General features: G+C 55.0%; 23 protein-coding genes. 8 read left to right on the top strand and 15 right to left on the bottom strand.

Features of this window, described 5'->3' with window-relative positions; genetic code table 11:
* Positions 1 to 246 precede the first annotated feature (246 nt).
* A complete protein-coding gene (locus tag VJ464_13855; GenBank protein HKQ06215.1) occupies positions 247 to 612 on the bottom strand; it encodes a hypothetical protein in 366 nt (121 codons plus the stop codon).
* A gap of 137 nt (positions 613 to 749) precedes the next feature.
* On the opposite strand from VJ464_13855, the gene VJ464_13850 reads away from it, so the two are divergent.
* Both VJ464_13850 and VJ464_13845 read left to right on the top strand, forming a co-directional pair.
* Positions 750 to 1,067: a response regulator gene (locus VJ464_13850; protein ID HKQ06214.1), complete on the top strand. Its 318-nt coding sequence runs from the start codon at positions 750 to 752 to the stop codon at positions 1,065 to 1,067.
* Positions 1,068 to 1,456: 389 nt separating this feature from the next.
* Positions 1,457 to 1,819: a response regulator gene (locus VJ464_13845; protein HKQ06213.1), complete on the top strand. Its 363-nt coding sequence runs from the start codon at positions 1,457 to 1,459 to the stop codon at positions 1,817 to 1,819.
* A 537-nt stretch (positions 1,820 to 2,356) separates the two neighbouring features.
* On the opposite strand, the gene VJ464_13840 is transcribed toward VJ464_13845, so the two are convergent.
* From VJ464_13840 to VJ464_13815, 6 genes are all read right to left on the bottom strand, one after another.
* Positions 2,357 to 3,232: a metallophosphoesterase gene (locus tag VJ464_13840; protein ID HKQ06212.1), complete on the bottom strand. Its 876-nt coding sequence runs from the start codon at positions 3,230 to 3,232 to the stop codon at positions 2,357 to 2,359.
* A 39-nt stretch (positions 3,233 to 3,271) separates the two neighbouring features.
* A complete protein-coding gene (locus tag VJ464_13835) occupies positions 3,272 to 3,649 on the bottom strand; it encodes a PepSY domain-containing protein (GenBank protein ID HKQ06211.1) in 378 nt (125 codons plus the stop codon).
* A 125-nt stretch (positions 3,650 to 3,774) separates the two neighbouring features.
* Entirely contained in the window at positions 3,775 to 5,163 is a 1,389-nt protein-coding gene (locus VJ464_13830; protein HKQ06210.1) for an ATP-binding protein, read from the bottom strand.
* A complete protein-coding gene (locus VJ464_13825; GenBank protein HKQ06209.1) occupies positions 5,156 to 5,845 on the bottom strand; it encodes a response regulator transcription factor in 690 nt (229 codons plus the stop codon). The genes VJ464_13830 and VJ464_13825 overlap by 8 nt, the downstream gene beginning before the upstream one ends.
* A 76-nt stretch (positions 5,846 to 5,921) precedes the next feature.
* Positions 5,922 to 8,441 (bottom strand): TonB-dependent receptor, encoded by a 2,520-nt coding sequence (locus VJ464_13820; protein ID HKQ06208.1) that lies wholly within the window; start codon positions 8,439 to 8,441, stop codon positions 5,922 to 5,924.
* Between the two features lie 295 nt (positions 8,442 to 8,736).
* Positions 8,737 to 9,222, bottom strand: coding sequence for a hypothetical protein (locus VJ464_13815; GenBank protein ID HKQ06207.1), 486 nt, complete (start codon positions 9,220 to 9,222; stop codon positions 8,737 to 8,739).
* A 454-nt stretch (positions 9,223 to 9,676) separates the two neighbouring features.
* Between VJ464_13815 and VJ464_13810 the strand changes: the two genes are divergently transcribed.
* Positions 9,677 to 10,729, top strand: a complete 1,053-nt coding sequence (locus tag VJ464_13810; protein ID HKQ06206.1) for a YncE family protein — start codon at positions 9,677 to 9,679, stop codon at positions 10,727 to 10,729.
* Between the two features lie 356 nt (positions 10,730 to 11,085).
* Complete coding sequence (locus VJ464_13805) at positions 11,086 to 11,676, top strand: hypothetical protein (GenBank protein ID HKQ06205.1); 591 nt, start codon at positions 11,086 to 11,088, stop codon at positions 11,674 to 11,676.
* 145 nt (positions 11,677 to 11,821) lie between these two features.
* Here the strand turns inward: VJ464_13805 and VJ464_13800 are convergent, their stop codons facing one another.
* Both VJ464_13800 and VJ464_13795 read right to left on the bottom strand, forming a co-directional pair.
* Complete coding sequence (locus tag VJ464_13800; protein ID HKQ06204.1) at positions 11,822 to 12,394, bottom strand: dual specificity protein phosphatase family protein; 573 nt, start codon at positions 12,392 to 12,394, stop codon at positions 11,822 to 11,824.
* Between the two features lie 23 nt (positions 12,395 to 12,417).
* Positions 12,418 to 12,966: a hypothetical protein gene (locus tag VJ464_13795; GenBank protein ID HKQ06203.1), complete on the bottom strand. Its 549-nt coding sequence runs from the start codon at positions 12,964 to 12,966 to the stop codon at positions 12,418 to 12,420.
* Positions 12,967 to 13,359: 393 nt separating this feature from the next.
* Here VJ464_13795 and VJ464_13790 point away from each other — a divergent pair, with 393 nt between their 5' ends.
* Together VJ464_13790 and VJ464_13785 are read left to right on the top strand one after the other, a co-directional pair.
* The gene (locus VJ464_13790; GenBank protein HKQ06202.1) at positions 13,360 to 14,124 is read left to right on the top strand and encodes a phosphatase PAP2 family protein; all 765 of its coding nucleotides are present in this window, start codon (positions 13,360 to 13,362) and stop codon (positions 14,122 to 14,124) included.
* A gap of 100 nt (positions 14,125 to 14,224) precedes the next feature.
* Entirely contained in the window at positions 14,225 to 15,274 is a 1,050-nt protein-coding gene (locus tag VJ464_13785) for a YncE family protein (protein ID HKQ06201.1), read from the top strand.
* Between the two features lie 56 nt (positions 15,275 to 15,330).
* Here VJ464_13785 and VJ464_13780 read toward each other — a convergent pair whose 3' ends face one another.
* Positions 15,331 to 16,134 (bottom strand): hypothetical protein, encoded by an 804-nt coding sequence (locus tag VJ464_13780; protein ID HKQ06200.1) that lies wholly within the window; start codon positions 16,132 to 16,134, stop codon positions 15,331 to 15,333.
* A gap of 174 nt (positions 16,135 to 16,308) precedes the next feature.
* Between VJ464_13780 and VJ464_13775 the strand changes: the two genes are divergently transcribed.
* Complete coding sequence (locus VJ464_13775) at positions 16,309 to 16,917, top strand: SBBP repeat-containing protein (protein HKQ06199.1); 609 nt, start codon at positions 16,309 to 16,311, stop codon at positions 16,915 to 16,917.
* 231 nt (positions 16,918 to 17,148) lie between these two features.
* Here VJ464_13775 and VJ464_13770 read toward each other — a convergent pair whose 3' ends face one another.
* Complete coding sequence (locus VJ464_13770) at positions 17,149 to 18,126, bottom strand: hypothetical protein (protein HKQ06198.1); 978 nt, start codon at positions 18,124 to 18,126, stop codon at positions 17,149 to 17,151.
* Positions 18,127 to 18,395: 269 nt separating this feature from the next.
* Here VJ464_13770 and VJ464_13765 point away from each other — a divergent pair, with 269 nt between their 5' ends.
* On the top strand, positions 18,396 to 18,686 hold the full coding sequence (locus VJ464_13765) for a helix-turn-helix transcriptional regulator (GenBank protein ID HKQ06197.1): 291 nt from the start codon (positions 18,396 to 18,398) through the stop codon (positions 18,684 to 18,686).
* Between the two features lie 6 nt (positions 18,687 to 18,692).
* On the opposite strand, the gene VJ464_13760 is transcribed toward VJ464_13765, so the two are convergent.
* The 4 genes from VJ464_13760 to VJ464_13745 form a co-directional block, all read right to left on the bottom strand.
* Entirely contained in the window at positions 18,693 to 19,580 is an 888-nt protein-coding gene (locus VJ464_13760) for a hypothetical protein (protein HKQ06196.1), read from the bottom strand.
* A 621-nt stretch (positions 19,581 to 20,201) separates the two neighbouring features.
* Positions 20,202 to 20,489, bottom strand: a complete 288-nt coding sequence (locus tag VJ464_13755) for a helix-turn-helix domain-containing protein (protein ID HKQ06195.1) — start codon at positions 20,487 to 20,489, stop codon at positions 20,202 to 20,204.
* A 91-nt stretch (positions 20,490 to 20,580) separates the two neighbouring features.
* Positions 20,581 to 21,315, bottom strand: a complete 735-nt coding sequence (locus tag VJ464_13750; protein HKQ06194.1) for a hypothetical protein — start codon at positions 21,313 to 21,315, stop codon at positions 20,581 to 20,583.
* Positions 21,316 to 21,418: 103 nt separating this feature from the next.
* Entirely contained in the window at positions 21,419 to 22,543 is a 1,125-nt protein-coding gene (locus VJ464_13745; protein HKQ06193.1) for a site-specific integrase, read from the bottom strand.
* Between the last annotated feature and the right edge of the window lie 368 nt (positions 22,544 to 22,911).

The following is a 22,911-nucleotide window of genomic DNA, read 5'->3' as shown; positions in this document are numbered from 1 at the left end:
GACGCCACCGAGCCAGTAATGAATGTATGTAAAGCTAGCATGTGCATCTCTCCTTATCGATCAGCAGAATGAATATCCAATAGTCGCCTAGCCAGCCCTGCGACCAGAAAGCGTCCTTGGATCATTTATGCAGTTGCCGAATGCCTACGCGCCGCTCCACTGGAAGCGGATACGCAGGCAGGGCTTTTGAGGACATGCGGAAGACTTGCGCAATGGCCTCAAAAAGACGGGTGGTCTGATCAGAAGTTAAACCAGTGGTGGAGCGCGACCGAAGAGAGACGTGATCAATCGTTGCGAGAGCGGTTCAACACGCAGCGTCTGGCAAGCGATGGTTTGTGGAACAAGTTCAAGCGTGGTGGCCGCCGGGTGCGGGTAAGGAACGAAGTTGCGCTGCAAGCGGCAGGATAAACAACTGGCATCGCTGCCGGCATCATTTTTGGTTTGCGAATCGCTGTCGCTTGTCGTGACGATGATGGAAGACGAAAGGCGTGGCGTGCTGTGATGATGCGTCAAACAGACAAACAGCGCGTGCATCATCAGGCAAAGGAAGACGAGCGCAGAGAGGCGCGCCCGTCTGCTCTTCTTATTTGTGAAGTTGCCGCGCTGTTTCACAGACCGCCCTCTTCACGAAACATCATTCAAGAGGAATTTAACGATAGTACATCAGATGTTGTCAAACAGGGGAAGTGAATAACCACGCAACAAGCTGCATAAAACTGTTCCTGTAAGAATTGGACTATATAACTCAAGTGTCTGATCAAAGCAGTCGGGAACAAAGAGACTCCCAGGATTATCCAGCCTCCTGTAAGATAGACCCCGCCTTAGAAGTTGCTAAGGGAGAGCGGTTTGGTCTCTACGTCATTGACAACCACTTTCCTGACGGTACGGGCGTCGAGTTGTGTAGAGCGATACGAAGCTTCGATGCCGAGACCCCGCTCATCATCTACTCCGGTACGTCAACGTCGGAGGATCTCGAAGAAGGGCTGCGGGCCGGGGCGCAGGCGTTCGTCTTGAAGCCGTACCTTGATGCTCTACTAATGACGATGGCGAAACTGCTCAACGCCTGAATCCTTATGGCTCTTCTTGCGGATTACTTGCCCGAAGACTGCGCGGCCTGCAAAGGGTCGGGCTACACGTCGCATGGCTGCTGCAAGCGCTGCGGCGGCAAGCGTTAGCGACGCCACTTCCCCGCGTTGCGACCACCCAGGCGACGCGCCTACAGAATGTCTCTCTGCCCGTAAGCGACTGGGAGCGACGGCACAGGCATCGGCACATCGCGTTAACGCTTGCCGGTCTTTCTCATTGTACTTCGCTGCTCGTTGTCCGCCTGCCGCCTGTTCCCCTATTTTTTACAAAGCAATGGGACGGCCAATACTGTTGACCTGCCATTTAGTCCATTTTATGATACATACTACTTTGATTTATATCTTGAACTGGAAAGTGTAAAGGTTATCAAATGAACATGTCTGCACCATCTATCCTCATCGTGGAAGACGAACCAGCCCTGGCCCGTCTTCTCGATGTTCTACTCAGCATTGATTACAAATGCACAGCAGCCTTTAGTGTGAAGGATGTAATAGACAGGTTGAAGGCTGGCCCGTTCGAGTTGATGCTACTTGACGACGAACTGCCTGACGGGTCGGGCTTGGCGCTCCTGCCGTTCGTCCGTTTGGTCGCGCCTGATATGGCGGTGATTGTCCTGTCAGGCAAAACGGATGAACAGACAGTTGAGAAGGCCATGCAGAACGGAGCAAGTGATTTCATTGGAAAACCTTTCAATCTTGCTCAGGTGCATGAGGTGGTGAGAAAAGTGCTATGACAAAAGGGCGACTGCTGCGGCATAACGCTCCTATTCAGTGGGGCCGCAAAATCTAACGCTTTGTCCCGTCCTTGGCCTCTTCTTGCTGCTGCCGCTGCTGCGGTTTTGCTGCTGCTGCATCACCGTTCATGCCGGGCAGTATCTTGCGAGGCACATCCTGGCGATGAAACGCCCGATTGGAAACAGGTCGCGCGACGTGTCACCTTTTTGCCCTTAGCGCCGAATACTTCATGTGGCTGGTAGCTGGTCCTGTGGCCTGACGCACTAGCATGGCGCCGGTCTGCGCCAGTAACGCTGCGTCACGCATCTGCCAACGGGCAGGCTCAACCCAAACTGGTCCACCTAGAGTTGCGCAACATAAGCGCGAAGTGGAATCTGCCTATAAGAGATTAGGCATCGGCCCTGAACCGGTTCGCGATCATGTTCGAGGGGAGAATGCCGCTTGATTAACCCACGGCCATTTACACAAACGGCTGCACATAGCCGTGCCGATGGGTGCACCCGCAAACTCACTTACACAGAATCCAACTTAGGCCCCTATCTGCCTTTGTTGATGACGACCTGGTCGAGAATCGCGCCGTTAGAACCAACCGCCTCAACCTTCATCTTCGATGCGTCAACTTGTACAACCAGAAACGAGTTGACGGTATCGTTGCCAGCCTCGAACACTTCGCTGCGGCGGTCGATGTTGCCCTTGCGCAACTGGCCGCTCGCGCCTTCGGTAAAATAATAGATACCCTTCTGCGGCTTCATGCGTTCGTAGACATGATCGTGCCCCGCAAAAGCGGCGTCCACTTTGTAGCGGACGAACAACGGCTCTAGATGTTTGCGGAGATTGAGATCAGAGCCGTGCTTGCGCGCCGAACAGTATATCGGGTGATGAAAGAAAGCCACCTTCCATCGCGCCTTTGATGCTTTTAACGCAGCTTCAAGCCAGGTGCGTTGCTCTATGGTCATCACGCTTGAATCGAGCGCGAAAAAGTCGATCAGGCCCTGCGCTTTACTGAACATATAGTAGCGATGGCCCTCCATGCTGAACTTATCGTAATGGAGCGCGGCCTCGGTGCCGCGCTCAAGGTCATGGTTGCCGAGCGAGGCATAAAACCTCACGCCCTCTTTCAGTAAGTCTTTGTACGGGTCTTCAAAACGCGGCTTGAATAAAGCGGCCTCGCCGTGCGGATAGATGTTATCGCCGAGCATCAACACAAAATCGAAGCGCACCTTCTCGCGGTAGGCTTTCATCTGCCGGGCGACTTCATATTGAGGCGCTTGCCCTGTACCTGAATCCCCAATGACGGCAAAGGCAAGCGCCTCCTTGGACTGACTCGCGACAGGCGCCGTGGCCGGGCAGGCGAAGGCCAACGCCAATAGAAAAGCAATCGCCGTGAGCCTGCCTCTGAGCGATAATGGCACGGTATCCCCTTACCTGTGTTCGTCAGTCACGCCTGAAGATCAAGGCTTCTTCGTCGTCTCTTTCTTCTTGCCCGCTGCCTTCTGCTCGGCGGCCCTCTCTTTGGCCTCCTGCTCTTTGGTTTCGGATTCTACTTTGACCACCTTGCCGGTGAGGGCATCAACCTGAACTTCCTTGATGCCCGCTTTGGTGCCAATATCAAACGAATAGACTAACTGTCCATTCTCGCGCTCAAGCTCGGCTTCTTTGATCTTGCCACCGGGCACTTCCTTCAACGCTGTGGTGCGTGCTTCTTTCATTGTGACCTTGGCTTCTTTAGCCAGCTGCTTCTGGCTGCTCTTCTTGTCGCTTGCGGCGACCGAAAAAGCGAGTGCCAGGATCAATGCGAGTCCAATTATTGATCTGCGGATGCTATGCATTGTTATTCCCTCTATGCTCCAGATTTGGCAGGCCACCAATCACCGCTCTGATAGAAGCGATGAACGTCCTCAACTTGATTATACGGATCGAAGATGAACGTACGATGAATCGACGGAAATGCTGATCAGAGCGGCAAGGTGACCGTGAACGTACTTCCCCGACCGAGTTGGCTGGTGACGCGGATCGCTCCCTTGTGAGCCTCGGCGGCCCACTTGGCTATCGCCAGGCCGAGGCCGCTGCCGCCGTCGGCGCGCGAGCGCGCCTTAGCGATTCGATAAAAACGTTCGAAGACCTGCGGGAGCGCGTCGGCGGGGATGCCGATGCCGGTATCTGACACGCTGATTCTGACCGCCTTTGCCTCCGCCTCAATGCCAACGATTACGGAGCCGCCGGCGGGCGTGTACTTGATGGCGTTGTCGAGCAGGTTCAGCAACATTCGCCTGAGGATATCCTCATCACCTGAAAAGCTCAGGTCAGGGGCAGGCTCGGCTTGCAAGGATATTCCTTTTTGCGCCGCCAGCACCTGTGCGGCCCGGCAGCACTCATCCACCAGATCGTTGAGATAGAAGTCGGCCATGCGCAGCGGGCGCTGGCCCGCGTCGGCTCGCGCCAGCTCCAGCATATCGTCGACCAGCCGCGACAGGCGCTTCGCCTCGTCCTGGATAATGGCGAGCGCTGCTTTGTATTCAGCGGGGTCGCGATCCTGAGTGAGGGCGACATCGGTCTCGCCGCGAATGATCGACAGCGGTGTCCGCAACTCGTGTGAGGCGTCGGCCATGAAGGTCCGCATGCCCTCGAACGAGCGGTCGAGCCTTGATAGCAGCTCGTTGAAGACGCTGGCCAGGTGGCCGAGCTCGTCTTTGGCATTCCTGATTTGCAGGCGTTCGTGGAGGTTGCGGGCGCTGATGCGCTCGGCCTGATTCGACATCGCCACGACTGGTGCTAGGCTCTTGCGCGCCAGCAAAAAACCGCCGACCCCTGCGGCCAGCAGGGCTGCGGGCAGGCCGAAGTAGAAGGTCCGCTGGATGGCTTCGAGCTGCTCGCCCAGGTCGTGCAGCGGAGCTGTGATTAATACCACATATTCCCCTGCTTTGGTTTGCAGCGGCATCCATACCTGCCGCGCGCCTTCTTCCCCGAACCCGGAAACGGTGCGGAAGGCCATCTGTCCGTGGGACTCTGGCGCGAGCAATGCCTCCGGGGGGGTGGGCGGGTGACCGTCGGGGTAGTTGGTCGCCAGCACGTGATCGCCCTCATAGATGGCGACGTAAACGTCCGGCAGTTGCAGCGTACTCAAGGTGTCGGCCGCGCCTGCGGCGGCATCCCCACCGCGCTCGCCGGTTTCGACCTGGAATGAATTGACCACCGTCTTCGCGGCGCTGGCAAGTGACAGGTCGAGCCGCGAATAAAGGCTCTTTGAAAGCGCCAGATAGATGGCGAGGCTGAAGCCCGACAGCAGGACGCCGAAGACCAGCACGTACCACAATGTCAGACGCACACGCACACTGCTAAACACGGTCTTCCTCCAGGTCGGCAGAGAGCAGGTAGCCTTCGCCGCGCCGCGTGTGAATGAGCGGCGGCTCAAAGCCGTCGTCAATCTTCTTGCGCAGCCGCCGGACGTAAACGTCAATGATGTTCGAGAAGGGGTCAAAGTTTTCGTCCCAAACGTGCTCGGCGATCTCGTCGCGTCCGACGAGTTTGCCGGCTCGCAGGACGAAGAACTCCAGCAGCGAATACTCCTTCGCCGTCAGGCTGATGGGCCTCCCTGCGCGTGTGACAGCGTGGCTCGACGTGTTCACCACGAGGTCGGCGACCTGGACGGTCTCCGGCCAGAACTCCTTCCTGCGTCTGAGCAAGGCGCGGATGCGCGCCAGCAGTTCTTTGAAGTCGAAGGGCTTGCCGAGATAATCGTCCGCGCCGCAATCAAGTCCTGTAACGCGGTCTTCGACGGCGTCTCTGGCCGTCAGCATCAACACCGGCTGCTTGATGCCCTGGGCGCGCATCTGCTGGCAGACTTCAAAGCCGTTCTTCAGCGGCAGCATCACGTCGAGGATGATCAGCTCATACGCGTTGCTGCTCGCCTGATGCAAGGCTGCCTCGCCATCTGCGGCGATGTCAACGGCGTAGCTCTGCTCGCGCAGCCCCTTGGCGACAAAGTGGGCGACGCGCGGCTCATCTTCGACCAGCAATATCCTCATAAGCCCATCCTGAACCAGCACTCAATCTCACGCCCCACTTAGCGGCCGCGTCATTTCAGTCATCCCGATTGCCGCATTAAAACTTGAACCGAAAGGAGAGCTGTAATCTTCGCGGCGGCTGTGCCGTGACCGCCTTCCCGAAGAAGGGCGAACTGAGCGTGCCGACGAAGTTCACGTAATTGACTCTATTCAACACGTTGAAGGCGTCTACGCCAACATTGACCGTCGGGCTTTTATCCTTCTTCGCTTTGCTTAGCAGAAAATCATGCGACCAGCGCAGGTCAACGTCGAAGTATCCCGGCCCCTGCAAGCTGTTGCGCGGCACCCCCGCCGGGCGCGCGTTCGCAACCCCAGTATGAAAGTCGTCGCGGCCCGTCGTCAGTGTGTACGGCGCCCCGGAGTAGGCCGACACCGCGACGCCGAGGTTGAGCAACTTGCCGGGGTTGAATGTCCCCAGAAACTCGAAGCGGTGTCGCCGATCAAAGTCGGCTCGCGCCCACTCGCCCCTCAGGTCGTAGTCGTTAGCAGGGAAGAAGGTGATGCCGCTCGTGTCGTTGGATGTCCGGCTTAATCTGTATTGCGCCATCCCGGTGAAGTAACGGCTGATGTTGCCCCGAAAAGAGATCTCAAGCGCATTGCTCTTGCTGTTGCCTGACGACTCTATCTGGCGGATCACGCCAAAGGTAGAGTCGGGCCGTACGAGGTAGTTAGGAGGCGGTGGCGCGTTCAGGTCGCGCGAGCGAAATAGTGAAACGCCGCGTGAGCCGATATAGGTGACCGCCATCGTCGCTTTCTTCAGCTGTCGTTCTATCCCGCAGCTATACTGCAGCGTATATGGAATATGAACCTGCGGGTCCAGCCGCGTGACACTCACCGGTTGCGCCGACAGCGGCGCGCCGCCGCTGAGCGGGTCGGGGAATCCTGGGTTGGTTAACACATACAGCCTGAGTAGCTCGCCGTTGAATTGCAAGAAGTCGAAGATGGGGCGCGGCCCTGTGCGATCATAGAAGACCCCGGCACCGCCGCGCAGCACGGTCTTGCCCGCCTTGCCGGGCGCGTAAGCGAACGACAGGCGCGGCGCGAAATTGTTATTGTCGCCGATGAAATTCTGCCAATCGCGCCGCAGTCCGACCGTGATCATCAGGTTTGGTCGCAGCCGCAAATCATCCTGGACAAAGAAGTCGATGATCTTCTCGTAGAAGACGAGGTGGCCGTTGCCTTGCTGCTGTTGGAAAGAAAATGGGTGGCCCGCTGCATAATCGGCCAAGCTTGAGAAATAAAACGTCCCGCCCTGATTGATGTTGTTATCCAGCCCGCGCCGGCTGAAATCGGGAATATCAATGCCGCCTTTGATGGTGTTGCGCCCGCTGGTGTAGGCGACGATGTCGGTCAGCTCGAAATGCGACTCGGTGCGCAACTGGTCGGCCTGGGCGCTGCCGCCGATGAAGGTATCGGCGACGACGATCCTCGGGTCGTTGCTGATACTCCTGATGGGCGCATGGTAATGCCCCAGCAGAAAGCGGAGCTGATTGAACAGCCTCGGTGAAAAGAAGTACTGGTCATTGATACGAATCTCGTTTTCGGTCAGCTCAGATATGGTCCCGGCCTCCGGCAGCACAATGCCGCCCACCCCCTGGTTGCGGTTGGAGCGCTTCTCGTACGAGTAAAAGAACGATGCGTTGTGCGTGTCGCTGAAGGTGTGGTTGATCTTGCCCGAAGCCAGCAGGTTGCGTACCGGCGTGGCGACGTTCTCCTGGATGCTGCCGCCGGGAGTGAGCGCGAAGACGACTGCTTCGAGGTCTTCTTCGTTGCGGTTGATCGAGAGCAGAAAGGTGGTCTTCTTGCTGTGCCGGATCGGCCCTGTGAAGATGCCTTCATAGATGCGGCGCTGCTCGGGCGGGCGGGTCAGGGCAAATGGGTCGCGCGCGTTCAGGTGGTAGTCACGGAAGAGAAAGTTAAAGGTGCCGTGATACTCAGGCGAGCCGGGCTTGGTGATGACTTCAATCCGCCCACGGCCTGGGCGCGCAAACTCGGCTGAGTAAGGGTCGTTGTTGATCTTCACCTCTTTGATTGCCGAAGCCGAGACGCCCAGGTTGTTGACCTCCATGCCGTCGACGATAAGCGTCGCGCCGCTGGTTCCGACCGACCCCGAATCGAGGAAGCGGGACATCGTGCCGACGTAGTCCTGATCGAAGACGGGGATGTTGCTCAGCGCCTGGCCGCTCAAAGCGTTGCTGTCTTGATTGTCGCTCGTCTCGGTGCTCACCTGGTTCGAGTCGCTGGTGACTGTGGCCTCCTGATGGCCTCCTGAGACGGCCAGGACAACGCGCAACGGCGCGGGTGTTTGGGTAGTCACCTTGACAGGCAGGTCAGTGGACTCGAATCCCGCCGACTGTATATTGAGGTCATAGGCGCCGGATGGAACCTTGGTGAATTTGAAGTTTCCGGTGCTGTCGGTAATTGTTGTTTGAACGACAGCGTCTCCCGACCGCAACTCCACTTGAGCGCCGACAATGACCGCGCCGGCAGGGTCGTGTACGGTGCCTGAAACCGTACTTAGAAGCGAGTTATCCTGCGTCCGCGCTGCACCTGTCATTGCGATTAGCGCAAAAAAAACAAGCAGAGTCATCCACTTCATCAAAACCAGTCTCATAGGTTCAGACATACTCCAATCATAAGTAGGGCGTAAGGAAAAACCTTCTCAGAAATTGTAGCCGACTGAAAGCCCATATATAGATGCTCGCCCTCTGTCGCGCGGCTGGATGTGCGGCGAGAAGCTGAGCCGCGTCAGCTTGCCGCTAAGCGTGTCCAGAACTTAACGGATTAGAGACAGGCAGAGAACGCCATGCTGTCTCTAATGCTTGAAACGTATTGCCCTCGGTTTCAAGCATTCATTGCTCGTCCTTAGGCAACAGCTTGCCGTACGGACTCACTTTGATCTCGGACTTCTTGCCGGCCTTCCTAACGTGGGCTTCGTAGGCGACGACCGCGTTGTTCTTGGTGATGGACTCGACCTTGAGCACTTTACCTTTGTCCGCATTATGCTCGATGGTCACCCTCACGTCTGGTGCCAGGGATGCTAATGCGACCTCCTCTTCGATCTCGACGACCGCACCATTCGGATCAATGAGCACGTCCTTGCCATGACCATTGACCTTCATCTCGACTTCATAAAAAGTCTGGCCGTGCTCGACCTCTTTCGAAAAGCCCTTGACGGTCGCGCCACGACTTTGCTCGCTAACAGTCTGCTGCACGGCCTGTGGCAAGTCCTTCATCTTCACACGCCGTTCGCTGTCCTGAGTGAGCACAGACCCGACCAGCAACAAGCTAAGGCCAATTGCCGTTGTTGTCACCCCCAGCACGTTTTGCTTTCTCATAACTCTTGTCCTCCACTATCCAGCATTAACTTCATCATCTTAAAGAGATTGGGTGAACTCACGCAGTGCAGCAATCTCAGGTTATGTTTCCAAGATCAAAAGAATAGCAAATCATTGATGAACAGATGATTAACAGCAAAAGAGGAGGCAATGGGTGGCTGACGGAATACCCCTGAGTGCTACCCCTACTGTCTCATCAGCGATTGCAACCGCCGCAGAGCGTGCAGACTTCGCCCGCACACCAAGGGCTGCGCGGACCTTTTTTTCGGGCCTGTTAATCGTCCGTTCATCTGCCATTCGTTACAATCTAAAATCGGGTGGTTTCGGGTCAGGTAAGGAACAGCCAAATCAGGACGAATGCCTTGCCAGGATGTCGGGTAATCAGGCTGTCCCTTGATGCAAATGAGTTGGGAGATCTAACTCGCCCTGGCCGAAGTACGAACGAGGAGAAGAAATGAGCACAACCCTTAGAGGAACAGCTTTGCGTTGCGTTACGCTCGTATTGTTGCTTGCCGCCGCGCCGGCTCTACTGGCGCAATCGTCATCGGTATACCACGTCACTCGCACCTACACGCTCGGCGGCGACGGCGGCTGGGACTACGTCATTCCCGACCCGCCGAACCACCGGCTTTTCATCGGTCGCCAGAACCGTGTCATGGTGGTGGACGAAAACGACGGCAAACTGCTCGGCGAAGTCACCGGCATCAACGGCGCGCACGGCGTCGCGCTGGCCGAGCACACCGGCCACGGATTCGCCACCTCCGGTAACGATGCCTCGGTCGTCATGTTCGACCTGAAGACCTTCAAGGTGTTGGGCCGCATCCCGGCGGCTGAGGATGCTGACGCCATCATCTATGATCCCGTTTCTGACCGCATCTTCACTTTTAACGGCGATGCCCATTCGTCGACGGTCATCGAGCCCGGCGCCGGTAAGCTGATCACCAACATTGATCTCGGTGGTAAGCCCGAATACGGCCTCTCGGCGGGCGACGGGAAGGTCTACGTCAACATCGTAGACAAGGGCGAGGTGGTGGAGATCGACGCCAGGAAACTCAACGTGACGCGCCGGTGGTCTGTCGCGCCGGCCAAGCAGCCTGTGGCGATGGCGATTGACACCAAGCACCACCGCCTGTTCAGCGGCTGTCGCAGCGGGGTGATGGCGGTCTCAGACTATGAGGCAGGTAAAGTCGTGGCGACGGCGCCGATTGGAGCAGGCGTTGACGGGGCGGGCTATGACCCGGCCACCGGCGACGCTTTCGCCTCAAACTACGACGGGACTCTGACCGCTATTCATCAAGACGGACCTGACAAGTACCACGTCGTGGAGAACGTGCAGACCGCGCAAGGGGGGCGGAACATGGGGCTCGATCCGTTGGCGCATCGCGTATTCGTGGTCTCCGCGAAGTTCGGGCCTGTACCGACTGAAACAACAGCAGCCAACCCTAGAAGGCGGCCTCCGATGATCCCCGGTTCTTTCATGGTAATGGTGGTAGAACGCCAGCCCTGACGAGAGTGATAAGATAGTTCAGACCTTCGACCGATCGCAGTTGGACGAGCAGGGCGGGTGGCCTTCTTGGCACTGAGCGCTTCTGCCCGTCCTATCGAATGAAGGTGGGCGCCATTTTCTGGAGGGAATTTATGTTTCATGAATGGCATCGATCTCGCCGCCTTCGCGTCTTTTTGCTTTTGTGTGGTCTTCTCTTTTTCGTCAAGGTAGGCTCTGCATTTGCTTACGACCTAAAAGATAACCATCAGACGGCCCCAGCGCCGCAAGCTGGTACATCTCAGGCAACTGGGCAGGAGTCGGCAGCGCAGGAGGTGACAGGCACGCAGGCAACGGCGCCGGCACCTCAAGGTCAACCCGTGGTTTTCAGCGCGGCTGACGACAGGGGGAGTCGCACGACGGCGGGCAATACAGGGCAAGCGGGTTCATCAGCGACGCCACAGACGCCGTTGACGCCGGGACAGAAATTCAAGTATTCGCTACATAGCTCGTTCGGGTCCCCGATGCCTTACGCGCTGTCGGTGCTTTCGGGCGTCTTCAGCGAGGCGACTGACAATGACCACGGGCGTCACATGAGTGCCGGCGACTTCCTGGCCGATTCGGCGACGCATGCGGCGCGCAGCTTCGCGTTTCGGGCGACGGCCAACTTTTTCGAGAAATTCGCCTTCGCCGCCGCCTTTCACCAGGACCCGCGTTACTTCCGTTCCGATAAGCACGGCTTCGCGCGCATCACGTATGCCGTCAGCCGCGTCTTCATCACGCAGGGCGACAACGGCCACAACCAGTTCAACGCCTCGTTTTTTGCCGGCGGGCTGGTGACGGCAGGCATATCAAACGTGTGGTCGCGCCCGGATGACCGCACGGTCAGCAGCACCTTCGGGCGCTTCGGATTGCACGTCGCCTACCGGGGACTGTCGAACGTCATTCATGAACTGTTCGGCAGGCATTGAATTGAGGGAAGCGGCGGGAATCTACTCGCGCAATAAACAACGGCGCTCCTCAATCTGGGGAGCGCCGTCAGTTCCTCAAGGTGGTAGAAGTCTATGCGGACCGGCATCTTCCGGCCCGCGGTCGAGAAATCTCCCGAGAACCGAGTTATCGGTTGGTCTCGGCTTTCACTTGATTCGCCTTCTCAAGCGTCTGGCGGGCGTAGTCGGCGATGTAATCCCTCATCCCGACCTCCACCCAACTCATGCCATACTGCCGAGCTTCGGCGATGGCGCGCTCACCCGTCCATTTTTCTTTAGCAATCCGGTAGCAAGCGATGATCGTCCCGGTGCGGTCAGAGCCGTGCTTGCAGTGGATGAAGACCGGCCCGTTCTCCTGGTCATCAAGGATGGCCATCACCTGCTTGACTTGTGCATCTGTCGGGCGGCTGAGGCCCGGCATGGGGACGCCATAATAGCGCAGCCCAAGCGCCTTGGCTTCGGCTGCTTCGGCGCGCGTCAGGTCGTCTTCGCCGCGCAGGTTGACGACCGTTTTGATGCCCATCTCGGCCAGCTTCTTCAGGCCGCCTGGCCCCGGCTGGCCTCCGCGGTACAGGTGATCCTGCACCTTGCGGAAATTCGGCAGTTCTTTGTAACGTACTTCGGTTTGCGCGACGCTGATTGAAACCAGCAGCGCCAGCGCCACTACACTCGCGCTGAACCTGTTGAGTCTACTCTTCATCACTGACTAACCTCTAAGGGCGGCTACTTGCTAGTACCTGCATCCACGACGATGCTCTTCTGGCTCTTCTGCGCGTATTCGTAAACGTAATCCTTCAGCGTGCCGTGGCCGAAGCCGCGCTCGAACTCGTACCGCTTCATCTCGGCGAACGCCTGATCGGCGCTCCACTTGTCATGGGTAATGCGGTAGATGGCCGTCATCGTGCCGGCGCGGTGGCGACCGCCGTGGCAGTGGATGAAGACCGGCTGGTTGGCCGGGTCGTTGACCAGCTTTAAGAATTGCTCGGTCTTTTCCGGCGCCGGCCATGAGCTGTCGCTGAGGCCGATGCGGTAAAACTTCATGCCCGCGTCTTCAACGTCCTGCTGTTCACTGGCTTCGCCGTCCTGCTGGAGGTCGATGACGGTTTTGACGCCGAGCGCCTTGAGGTCCGCGTAATCGCGGCGGCTTGGCTGAGAGCCGCGGTAGAACTTGTCGTTGACCTTGCCGAAGTTCTTGATCCTGATGTTGGACAGTCGGCTGTCCGAACCGGTCTGCGCAACTGCAACAACGGCCAGAGCCAGTACCGATGCCATGGCCGCAGATGCGGCGCGAGAGAGTCTCCGATTGACGCGCATTGTACTTCCTCCTAGAAATACCTAACCCAAATGTTCGTATAGTATGGGGATTCAGTGATTATGATGCGCCAGGTGAGGAATCGTTGTAAAGCACATTCTTACGATTTTATTGCGGCTGGCATCCGGCAACTCGCAGGATGCTTGAAGTTGCGCCGCCCGTACGGCTGTTTTCAGCCGCCTGCACCTATCCGGACAGAATCGCTTCAGACGATTTTGCCAGCCTTTAAGCTCCACAAATGGCCGACTTCTGAAGCTTGCTAATTTTGTCATTTTGGCCCTTGTTTTGCCTAAATCGATCAGTAAGGGCGCTCTGAACGGAAGGAGGACTGATGAATCGGGCCGGTGGGCAGCGTGAGTTATCAAGTCATCAAACACTGCAAGGCGCTCAAGCCCATGTGTTTCATCGAGGGTAGTCATCTGAAAACCTCCCCCACAATTCATGAGACGTTCTCACGGTCGTCCGAGCGCGGCGGCCAAATGCACCTAGTAATCGGACTGGGAGCCGCGCTAGCCGCGCTCTTGTTTTTTCTCTGGCTCGTAGAGGAGGTGCTCGAAGGCGACACACAAGCGTTCGATGACAACCTGCGAACGCTGATACATCAGTATGCCTCGCCAAGCCTGACTACGGTGATGCAACTCTTTTCATTTCTCGGCTCTCTCGCTTGCCTTTCTGGCTTGAGCACGCTCGCCACTCTTTACCTTGCAGTGCTCAAGAGGTGGCGCGACCTGACCCACCTGGCCATCATCATGATCGGCAGTTTGATTTTAGAGAATGGGCTGAAGATTGGTTTCCACCGTGCCCGGCCTGTTTCCTTTTTCGGTACTCCGACGCCGCCGACCTACAGCTTTCCGAGCGGCCACGCGCTGCTTTCTCTATGCTTTTATGGTGCTACGGCTTACTTGATGACTCGCCGCTTTACAAGCAATAAGACGCGCATTCTACTACTTCTCATCACCGCATTGCTGATCGGCCTCATCGGCTTCTCGCGCATCTATCTGGGCGTGCACTATCCTAGCGATGTGATCGCCGGTTACCTGGTGGCGACCATTTGGGTCATGTGCGTCGCACTCGCGGATCACTTCTACCGCCGCGCAGCCCACCGCCGCCCAAGTTGACAACGGCCCACCAAAGGATTAGAAACACTTGCGCCAGTGGCTGAACCCGTCGCGCCAGGCGAAGGCTTCAGAAGCATCTTTCCGAAGGGGACCATCTGTAATGTACAATCCAAAGATCAACTCCATTACCTTCCTGCTCTGTGCGCTTGTGCTTGCGTCAATTGCCAGCACCAAAGTCCAGGCGCAGCAGGCCACCGGATATCACCTGTCAAACCGCATAGCGGTCGGCGGCGGCGAAGGCGGGTGGGACTATCTCACCGTCGATAGCGAGTCGCGCCGCCTCTACCTTTCGCACGGCACGCAGGTGAACGTCGTGGACGCCGACAGCGGCAAGCTGATCGGCACCATTCCCGACACGCCCGGCGTTCACGGCATCGCCATCGCCGCCGAGTTCAAGCATGGGTTCACCAGCAATGGCCGCGAGGGCAAGGTGTCGATGTTCGATCCGGCGACGCTGCAACTCATCAAAAAGATCGACGTGGGGGAAGGGCCGGACGGGATTTATTATGACTCGCGCACCAAGCGGGTCTTCACCAATAATCATGGCTCACACGACATCACCGCCATTGATGCGAAGACCGGCACGGTCGTTGGCACAGTGAAAGCCGACGGCGACGGCGAGCAGGCGGTGATCGGCAAAGACGGGTTGATCTACGTCAACAGCGAGAATACCTCGGAAGTGGTGGCCTTCGATCCGCAGTCGCTTCAGGTGAAGCATCGTTTCCCCATCGGCGTGGCGAAGACGCCCACGGGCCTTGCCTATGACGCCAAGACGAACCGGCTCTTCATCGGCTGCCGCAACGCGCCGATGATGGTCGTCATGGACGCTGTGAGCGGCAAGGTGATTACCAGCCTGCCAATCGGCAAAGGGGTAGACTACGCTGGCTTTGATCCGCAGTCCGGGCTGATCTTTTTCTCGTGTAGCGAAGGGGTCTTGAACATCTTCCATGAGAAGTCAGCAGACCAGTACGAAGACGCCGGCGCGGTGAAGACGCAGCAGGGCGCCAGGACCATGGCCTTCGACACGAAAACCCGAAAGATCTTTCTCTCGGTCGCCGAAGTCGAGGAAACATCAGCGACAGAAGCCGGACAGCGACCACAGCGCCGCATCAAGCCGGGGTCATTTGCCGTTCTGGTGTTGAGCAAGTAATCAGGACCTTGGCGATCCAAGTCCTGGAGAGTTAGATCGCCAAGGCGCGATGGGGTCTAGGCGCTCTGGATTCTGCGACCGGAAGCGTCAGGCATCCGCCCCGATCTTCTGTAAGTCAAGATGATCAGTACGACCATGACGGCAGCAATAACCAGTGAAGAAACGATGCGGCTCAATTCGAGACCGCCCTCTTCGTGTGGTTTGGTCAAGGTGTCACCGAGTGTCGCTCCCAGAGGTCGCGTGAGAACATAGGCCGCCCAGAAGAGCGCGCTATCGGAAATCTTCGTGAAGTAGTGCGCCAACGCCACCAAGGCCAACAGGCCGGCGAATACCATGGCGCCCCGCTCGAACCCGAGGCCCGCGTCATCAGCCGTGAAGTCGCCTAGTGCGGTGCCGAGCGTATTGGCCACCAAGATAGTTAGCCAGTAGAAGGTCTCGTCCTTGCGCGTTGTGATGTTCTCGAACTCGATCCGTCCCATGACGCGATGCCAGATGAAGAGGATAATCAGGACACCACAGAAGAGAATGATCGATGATTTTATGTAGCCGAGGCCGACCGTACGATCCAGGTAATCCGACATGGTCGTGCCGACGGTCGTGGTCGCCACCACGACGGCCCAATAGATGAACGGATGGTAACGCTTGGAGGTGACCTGGGCCGAGAGCGTGACGGCGAAGAAAGCGAGAAAGATCAAGCTGCTGATGGCGTAGCCGAGCTGCAACGTCATGGATAGGGCATCGCCGCCGGTTTCGCCCACAGTCGTGGCGAGGATCTTGATAATCCAGAAGGCGATGGTGACCTGCGGGACCTTACTAATCCAATTGCCGTGATTGTTCTCATCTGGCCGTGATGAATGCATTAGAATCATACCCTCCCTATTTCGTAAGTACTCCCCAGCGCGGCAGCCACGCTTTGATACTCTGAGTGGCAATTTCGATGCCGCCCTTTATCGAATTAAAGAAAGAGGCTTTGGTCCCTGATGGCTTAGGAGAAAGGAGAAGATATCTTTAGCAAGAATGATTTTCCCTCGCCTTTGGCTAGGCCCACCCAACTTGCACTTCGTGTAAGTGCCGCCGCGTGCATACCAGATACGGCCGTCTTTGCCCCGGATACTCTACAAGAGGTCTTTGCCACCTATCTTGGCAGCAGCGGCCACGATCTTCCCAGGGGCATCGCACTCGACCCGCAGGGCAACATCTACATCGCCGGCCAGACCACGTCGCCCAACTTTCCAACCAAGAATGCCTTCCAATCCACGCCGCCTGCGCCTAATGGCGTGCAGCAAGGACAGGGCAATAGCTTCATCGTCAAAATATCTGCGATTGGCCCCATTCAATCGGGGCGGGACTTCTCGCTCGGATTCGATTCGCCAACCGTCACTGCACAGGCCGGCACGAAGGCGCGCATCAAAATCAACATCAACCGCACGGGCGGCTTCACCGGCAATATCACCGTCGCGCCCGGTCTGCCCGGTAGCGGCATCAAGCCGAAACCGAACGCTTCGATCACCACGACTGACTCAAGAGTGACATTCAAATACAAAACCGGCGCGGCCTCACCCGGTCAGTATCCGATTACTTTCACCGGCACGGATAGTTCAGGCAAGCTGCGTACGGCGACTGTCACACTGATTGTCCAGTAGTGCGCGCTTTGCCAGGTTTCGGTCGGGGGATTTCGCAGAATGCCTAGAGAGTGAAATTATCGAGCCGATTTGACAGCTTTTCAGGTAAGTAGTAGGCTGAAAACGCCTGCTTATGCGTACTCCATCCGCAAAAGCGAAATCTCAAAATAGCCTCAAAGGAGAGATACGATATAGCTGTAGAGAGCAATAAAGCGACCCTTGGTAAAGTTTCTTAATTGTAGACAGTGACAGTTAAGGCCGCTTCCATTCTGATCCATCCTCGAAAATGATACGCCCCACCCGATACCGCGCCGACCATTTTTGCGGTAGGAAATATGTGCCTAAAGACACTGACATTTCTCCAACTTGGCGGGCTTTAACCTTTCCTTCGAGATTTAGATGGAGATGATCAACCGTGACCTGACGCATAGAGTCAATAACCATGACCTCGACCTCCAGCCCGGAGATCGTACGTGCTGGATCATCATTTCGCAGTTTCAAAAAACACCATCCCCAATCGGTTGATTGGAATTTCGGATGCGCCGTGTCATGCAAGCTGACAGAAAAGACAGTGATAGGCATCGGGACAGCTTCAATCTTGATTGCGGGTGATTGCGAGTCCGGCTTTTCTTGTGACTGGCTGGAAATGCTTGGCGACGGAAGCGTTGAAGGGAACAATTCTTTGCGGCTCTTACAGAGGTTGATTGCATGTGCAAAAGCTTTGGATACTCGGTCGGCCATCTCAAGACTATCAAAGGGAAATCGCGCATCAGCAATCCACTTTGATTCTTGTTTGAGCGGCCCTGCGAAAGTGGCATTCATTTCTACCTTGATCTTCGGCTTACTATCGAGCGCATGGAGTACCAGAGTAAAATGCCCTTCTTTCCCATCAATGTTGGATTTTGAAGGATCAATATCTCCTAGCGAAAAGGTGAACCTTTGCTGGATTTCTAATCCAACTGAAGCCGATTTATGAATATATTTGTATGTGAGAGTACATTCATCAAAGCTGACGAGATCAACCTTTTGCACGGCGTCTCTATTTGCAATTGTCTCGGTGAAACTCGCATAAGCATTTAGCTTCTCCTTTAACCAGTCGAGGGTTTCCTTAAGTGATGGAGCATCTTCCTGGCGGCTACTCTTTTGAGCCATTCCCTCTTGTATTGATAGGAGGAGAAACACCATCGTCATAAATAGAACCAGTCGCAAAATTCTTTGATTCTTCTCCATAAACTATCCTCTGCAAGAAGGCTCAGAACTTTAGCCAGCTTGAGTACAACTTTGAAGTGATCCTTTCCTCTTTATCAGAAGATCGTTGTTTGTTATGTTGGTCTGCGGTGATATGAGCCGACCAATCGGACAAGGCTTGTAATGAAGCCCGTCAGGAGATTGCATGATTGCAGCCCCCTGACGGATTACAAGCACCGAATAAGTTTATACGTAAATACGTATAGAAGCAAGTTTGCTATCACCGCCCCATCGGGCAGAAGGAGCGCCCGATGGGAAAGGTAGCCCGCCCGAAACCTAAATTCTTAGCCAAGAAACTCAAGGAGATTCGCGTCGGTTTCGGCCTGTCTCAATCAGAGATGCTAAAGCAGTTGGAGTTAGATGAGAGGGTGTTTTATAGCGCGATCTCAGGTTATGAGCTTGGCACTAGAGAGCCGTCCTTACCCGTTTTGCTCAAGTACGCGCGCCTTGCAGGAATTTGTCTGGACGTGCTGGTTGATGATGAACTCGACCTGCCTGCGAAAGTGCCTGCTAAGAAGATCAAACATTTAATCAAGGAGTAGACAGGATCAGTCAGTTCCTTTTGGTATATTTGCACCTGACTTGGGGCTTTCGTGTTCTAGCGGTTCTGCTACTGCTGCATCACCATTCAAGCCCGGCAGTTCTCTCTTGGGCGCGGCTTTTATGATGATTTGCTTGATAGGGAATAATGAGCGAGTCTGACCATCTTTGCCCTTCGGCCCGGCCACTTCATGCTGCTCATAGCTGGTTGGGGCGCCAGCCGCCTGACGCATCAGTAGGGCACCGGTCTGCGCTAGCAACGCCGCATCGCGCATCTGCCATCGCACCGGTTCAAGCTGCGTGATCGAAACGATAATGGCCGGCAATCCAAGGCTATTAATCATCTCCTCAAGCCTATCAACGATAGCCTGATTTGGCATAACGCCCTCTTCATCGGGCGTGCGAAGCTGTTTGAATACTTCCCCGATCTCGCCAGCGTCGGTAATCAACTTCAGGCCTGTCGGCACTTTCACTTTCGCTAGGGCAAAGCCCAGCATCTCAGAGGCCCGCTGCATCAATTCGCTGCCCTTTTGGTGCTCAAGCTCGCGGTCTTTGCGGTGCTGCTCTCGCCATCGCTCTTGATCTTCCAGCTGCTCATGCTCGTCAAAGGCTTCGGCCCTTTTGTCCCACATGTAGCGATGGCTCGCGTCTCTCCATGCGTGAGGAACCGTTTTTATCGCGCCCTTTCGCGCCCTTTCGCGCCTCTCAATGTTAGGGCTATTACGGTCGGCAGCGTCGCGCTCTTTCTTGTAAACCGCGAGCTTGCTACGAGTTCGGCCCATTTTCAGGTAGGCTATAAAGCGGTCAAACCATAGGGCAGGCTCATTCTCGCCACGTTCCCACATTGGTGTTGCCAGCTTGAATTCTCCTGCCCCATCGCGCCCCTTTGTGCCCATTTTACGTTGCTCCGACTAGGATTCAGACATCAATCGCGCCCCATCGCGCCCCTCATGCCACAGAGATTCACGCCTCTTCAGATTTGACACATCCGCACTTGTCCTGCTCCTTGTCAGTTTCAAGGAAGCCAGAGGCTTGCTGCTGCCGCCTGCCCCTTGCTGCTACCGTCCTATTCCCCGCTATTTTCAGGAGTCGTAAGGGCTGCTGCTGCTGCCTTATATTTTTGAATTGACCAGGGGCTAGAGCCGAGTTAGCGCACTGAGACCTTCCCCCGGTCTCAGTAAGCCTGACCAGTACGCCGTCGCCTCGGTCGCTTACAGGGCGGTTCTCCTACACTGGGGTAGCCGAGCGATTCCGACTCAGCCGGGCCGGATTATAGTGCGCTGTAGGACACAGGGCCGAAGTCACAGGGCCGGTCGGCGGTGACGCTTGATTCGGGCCAGCCGGAGCTTGGTTGTCCACTACGTCTCAAAGCTCCGGCTGGTGCTCGTGTTTGCCGCCTATCTATTGAGGCATTACCTGTTTTACTTCGGCTTCCTGTACGCCAAGTGCTTCCCGCGCACTGCACAGCCAGTTTTAGTACTCTTGGGAATCACTGTGCGAATCGTAGCATGGCAGAATTAGTACATATCAAGTTTCCGTCTATTACGCCGTGAGGTATCTCGCCTCTCACAGCTTTTGAGAAACTCCTCAATATGCTCAGGTAGATAAAGCAGCTTGGTTGCTGTTAACTTACAGTATCGAAGTTTGCCGGATTGTCGGCTGCGCAAGGCAGTCAAGCGGCAAATACCAAGAACCTCACACAACTCTTTTTCAGTCAACCCTACCCTACCAGTCTCAGCAAGCTTCTTGTAGACACCGAATAACTGCTCTGCCGCCCTTCCCTTTACTGTTTCAGTATCCTTCATCGCTCTTCCTTCACAATGAGAAGCTTCTGCGAGCAATCGCAAGCAGAGAATAGCAAAGAGCGAATGACTTTGTAACGGATAGCTATTGTGGCTATTTGTCTTCCGAATTTTGGCTTTCTAATAGCTTAACTAGATTATTCCAGCGCAATCCAGGATGGTACTGTTTACACCACATCCTAAGTGTCCTAGCATCAAGATTCCCTCTATAGTTGGGTAAAAGATAGGTCATCTTTTCGGCTACAAGCTCCTGATTAAACGAGACTATCTTCTCCCCGCGCGCTTTCTTGATGGCTTCTCTTAGCTTTTTTTCAAAGTCTACTTTGCCATTGAAGTAAAGGTTGCCTATGGGGTGACCACGCCCTGGCACATCTAAACGCTTCTTGAGCTGTTCCTGTTCGAGAAGGGAGATAATGTTTGCCATTTGAGTGGGGACATTCGTGAAGGTATTTTCATTTTTCTGCCTGGCAACTGAGTACAAAGAAGCAACTACAGCCTCATGCGTAAGCTTATATACTGCTTCCAGAATGGTTTGAGGCAAGTACTTTAATATGTAATTACCGGCTGGGTGCAGATAGTCTCTCAACCATTCTTCATGTTTCTCTTGAGTGCTTATATCTCTGGCAAAATCTACTAGCTCTGCTGCCTCCTCTAACTCAATACCATTGTCGATCAACTGTTGCTGAATCTCGGATCGAGCCAAGCGAAGGTAGCTGATTATATAGTCGAAAATTCCATCTAAATCATATTTGACATCGAGAACGGCTTTGTTACCTGCGGTAATGACAAATGAGCGTGTGCTAATTTTATCTGGAATGTTGTCCGGCATTAGCTACTCCTAAAGTATTGCCCTGAGCGCGTTATCCCTCTTCAGCCCAGCATTGAAAAATCGTTCTATAAGAAAAGCTGAATTAAGATAATGGTCAGGTGAATCAGTGTACTACCAACTCCTCCTTCTTGATTACACGATTGAATTCATCGAGCACAGCTGCGGCTCTCTTCGCGGTCTCCACGTTAGCATTCACATATCTGTATGTAGTATTAGCCTGGGTGTGACCAAGCATGCGCCCAACTTCAGACAATGGCATTTGAGCAGCTACAAGTCTTGTGGCATGAGTGTGTCGCAAATCGTGAAAGCGCACATCAGATAGTCCTGCTCCTTTCCGAACTGTGTTAAATGATTTCTTCACATTATCGCTGATCCCGAAGCAGAGAGCTTCCGGCTGTTTTGTAGATACTTCGTATAAAGCTTCTAACTCACTAAACAGACGTTCGGTTATTGCGACCTGCCGTTCTCTCATGGTCTTAGTGTTAAACGCCCTCACTGTAATAATACGACTGTCGAAGTCGATATCAGACCATTGAAGCTTGAAAATCTCCCCTCGTCGCATTCCGGTATCTAGAGCACAAATGATAATAGGACGAAGATGAGCGCGCGGACCTATACAGGCTTCAAGCAATCGCTCCTCTTCTTGCTTGGTTATAGTACGTTCTCTTGGTTTTTCGTCACCAGGAGTAATTAAAGATACGCTACCATAAAAAGGGTTCTTAATTATCCACCCGCTCCGTGCGGCTACATTGAAAATTCGACGCAGCAGGGACAGTTCGCGGTTTACAGTCGCAATAGAGCGTTGTTTGCCATGCCTCGTTTTGGTCTGTAATCTGATTGCACGAAAGCGTTCTATATCGCCGTGTGTAATGGCCCTCAGCTTTCGCTTGCCAAAATAATCCTGTAATACGGTTAATCTCAGCCGGAAATCATATGCTGATCGCAAACCGGCAACCTTGCGGTCATCTATGTACTGAGGTTCCACTAAGTAGGTTTCTTTGTAGAATTCCGCCAATTCATTGAATGTCATCTGTGCGCTTTCAAGGGCGCGTTCACCATGATCTTCATATTCACGCAGGAGTAACTTCACTAACTCTCTAGCATGGCTCTTGTTCTCCGCACGACGTTTGATGTACCTGCGCTTACCTGATTCATCTGTGAAAGTAATGCGGGCGTACCATACGTTCGCTCCACGCTGGAATATCATTCCACGACGCTCTTTAGCCATAACATTCCTCCTATTTAGGGCCACATTTTGGGCCACATTCAACTGTTACACGAACAAGCAAACGCTAATTATAATAGCACGTCCTAACAAGCTAAGGCTAGTAAAATTAGTATTTAAAGAATAAAACGGTAGCGGACGTAACCAAGTATATACAGGGCTGATAAGGATTCGTAAACCGGAGGTCAAGGGTTCGAGTCCCTTCGCTGGCTCCATAGCTTCTACATTTAGGGACAAGTGCAAGCACATCCGAAACACAAAAAACACGAATCGCTGACAAGTGCAAGCACATCCAGAACACTATCTGATGTATCTTGGCGGCAACTGATAAGCGACCTTGCGAAGTAGCCTCTGGCTAGCTGGCTCACTTC

The organism is Blastocatellia bacterium (assembly GCA_035275065.1).
GTDB lineage: Bacteria > Acidobacteriota > Blastocatellia > UBA7656 > UBA7656 > DATENM01.
The sequence above is the reverse complement of the archived record's forward strand: the minus strand, read 5'-3'. Positions and strand labels throughout refer to the sequence as shown.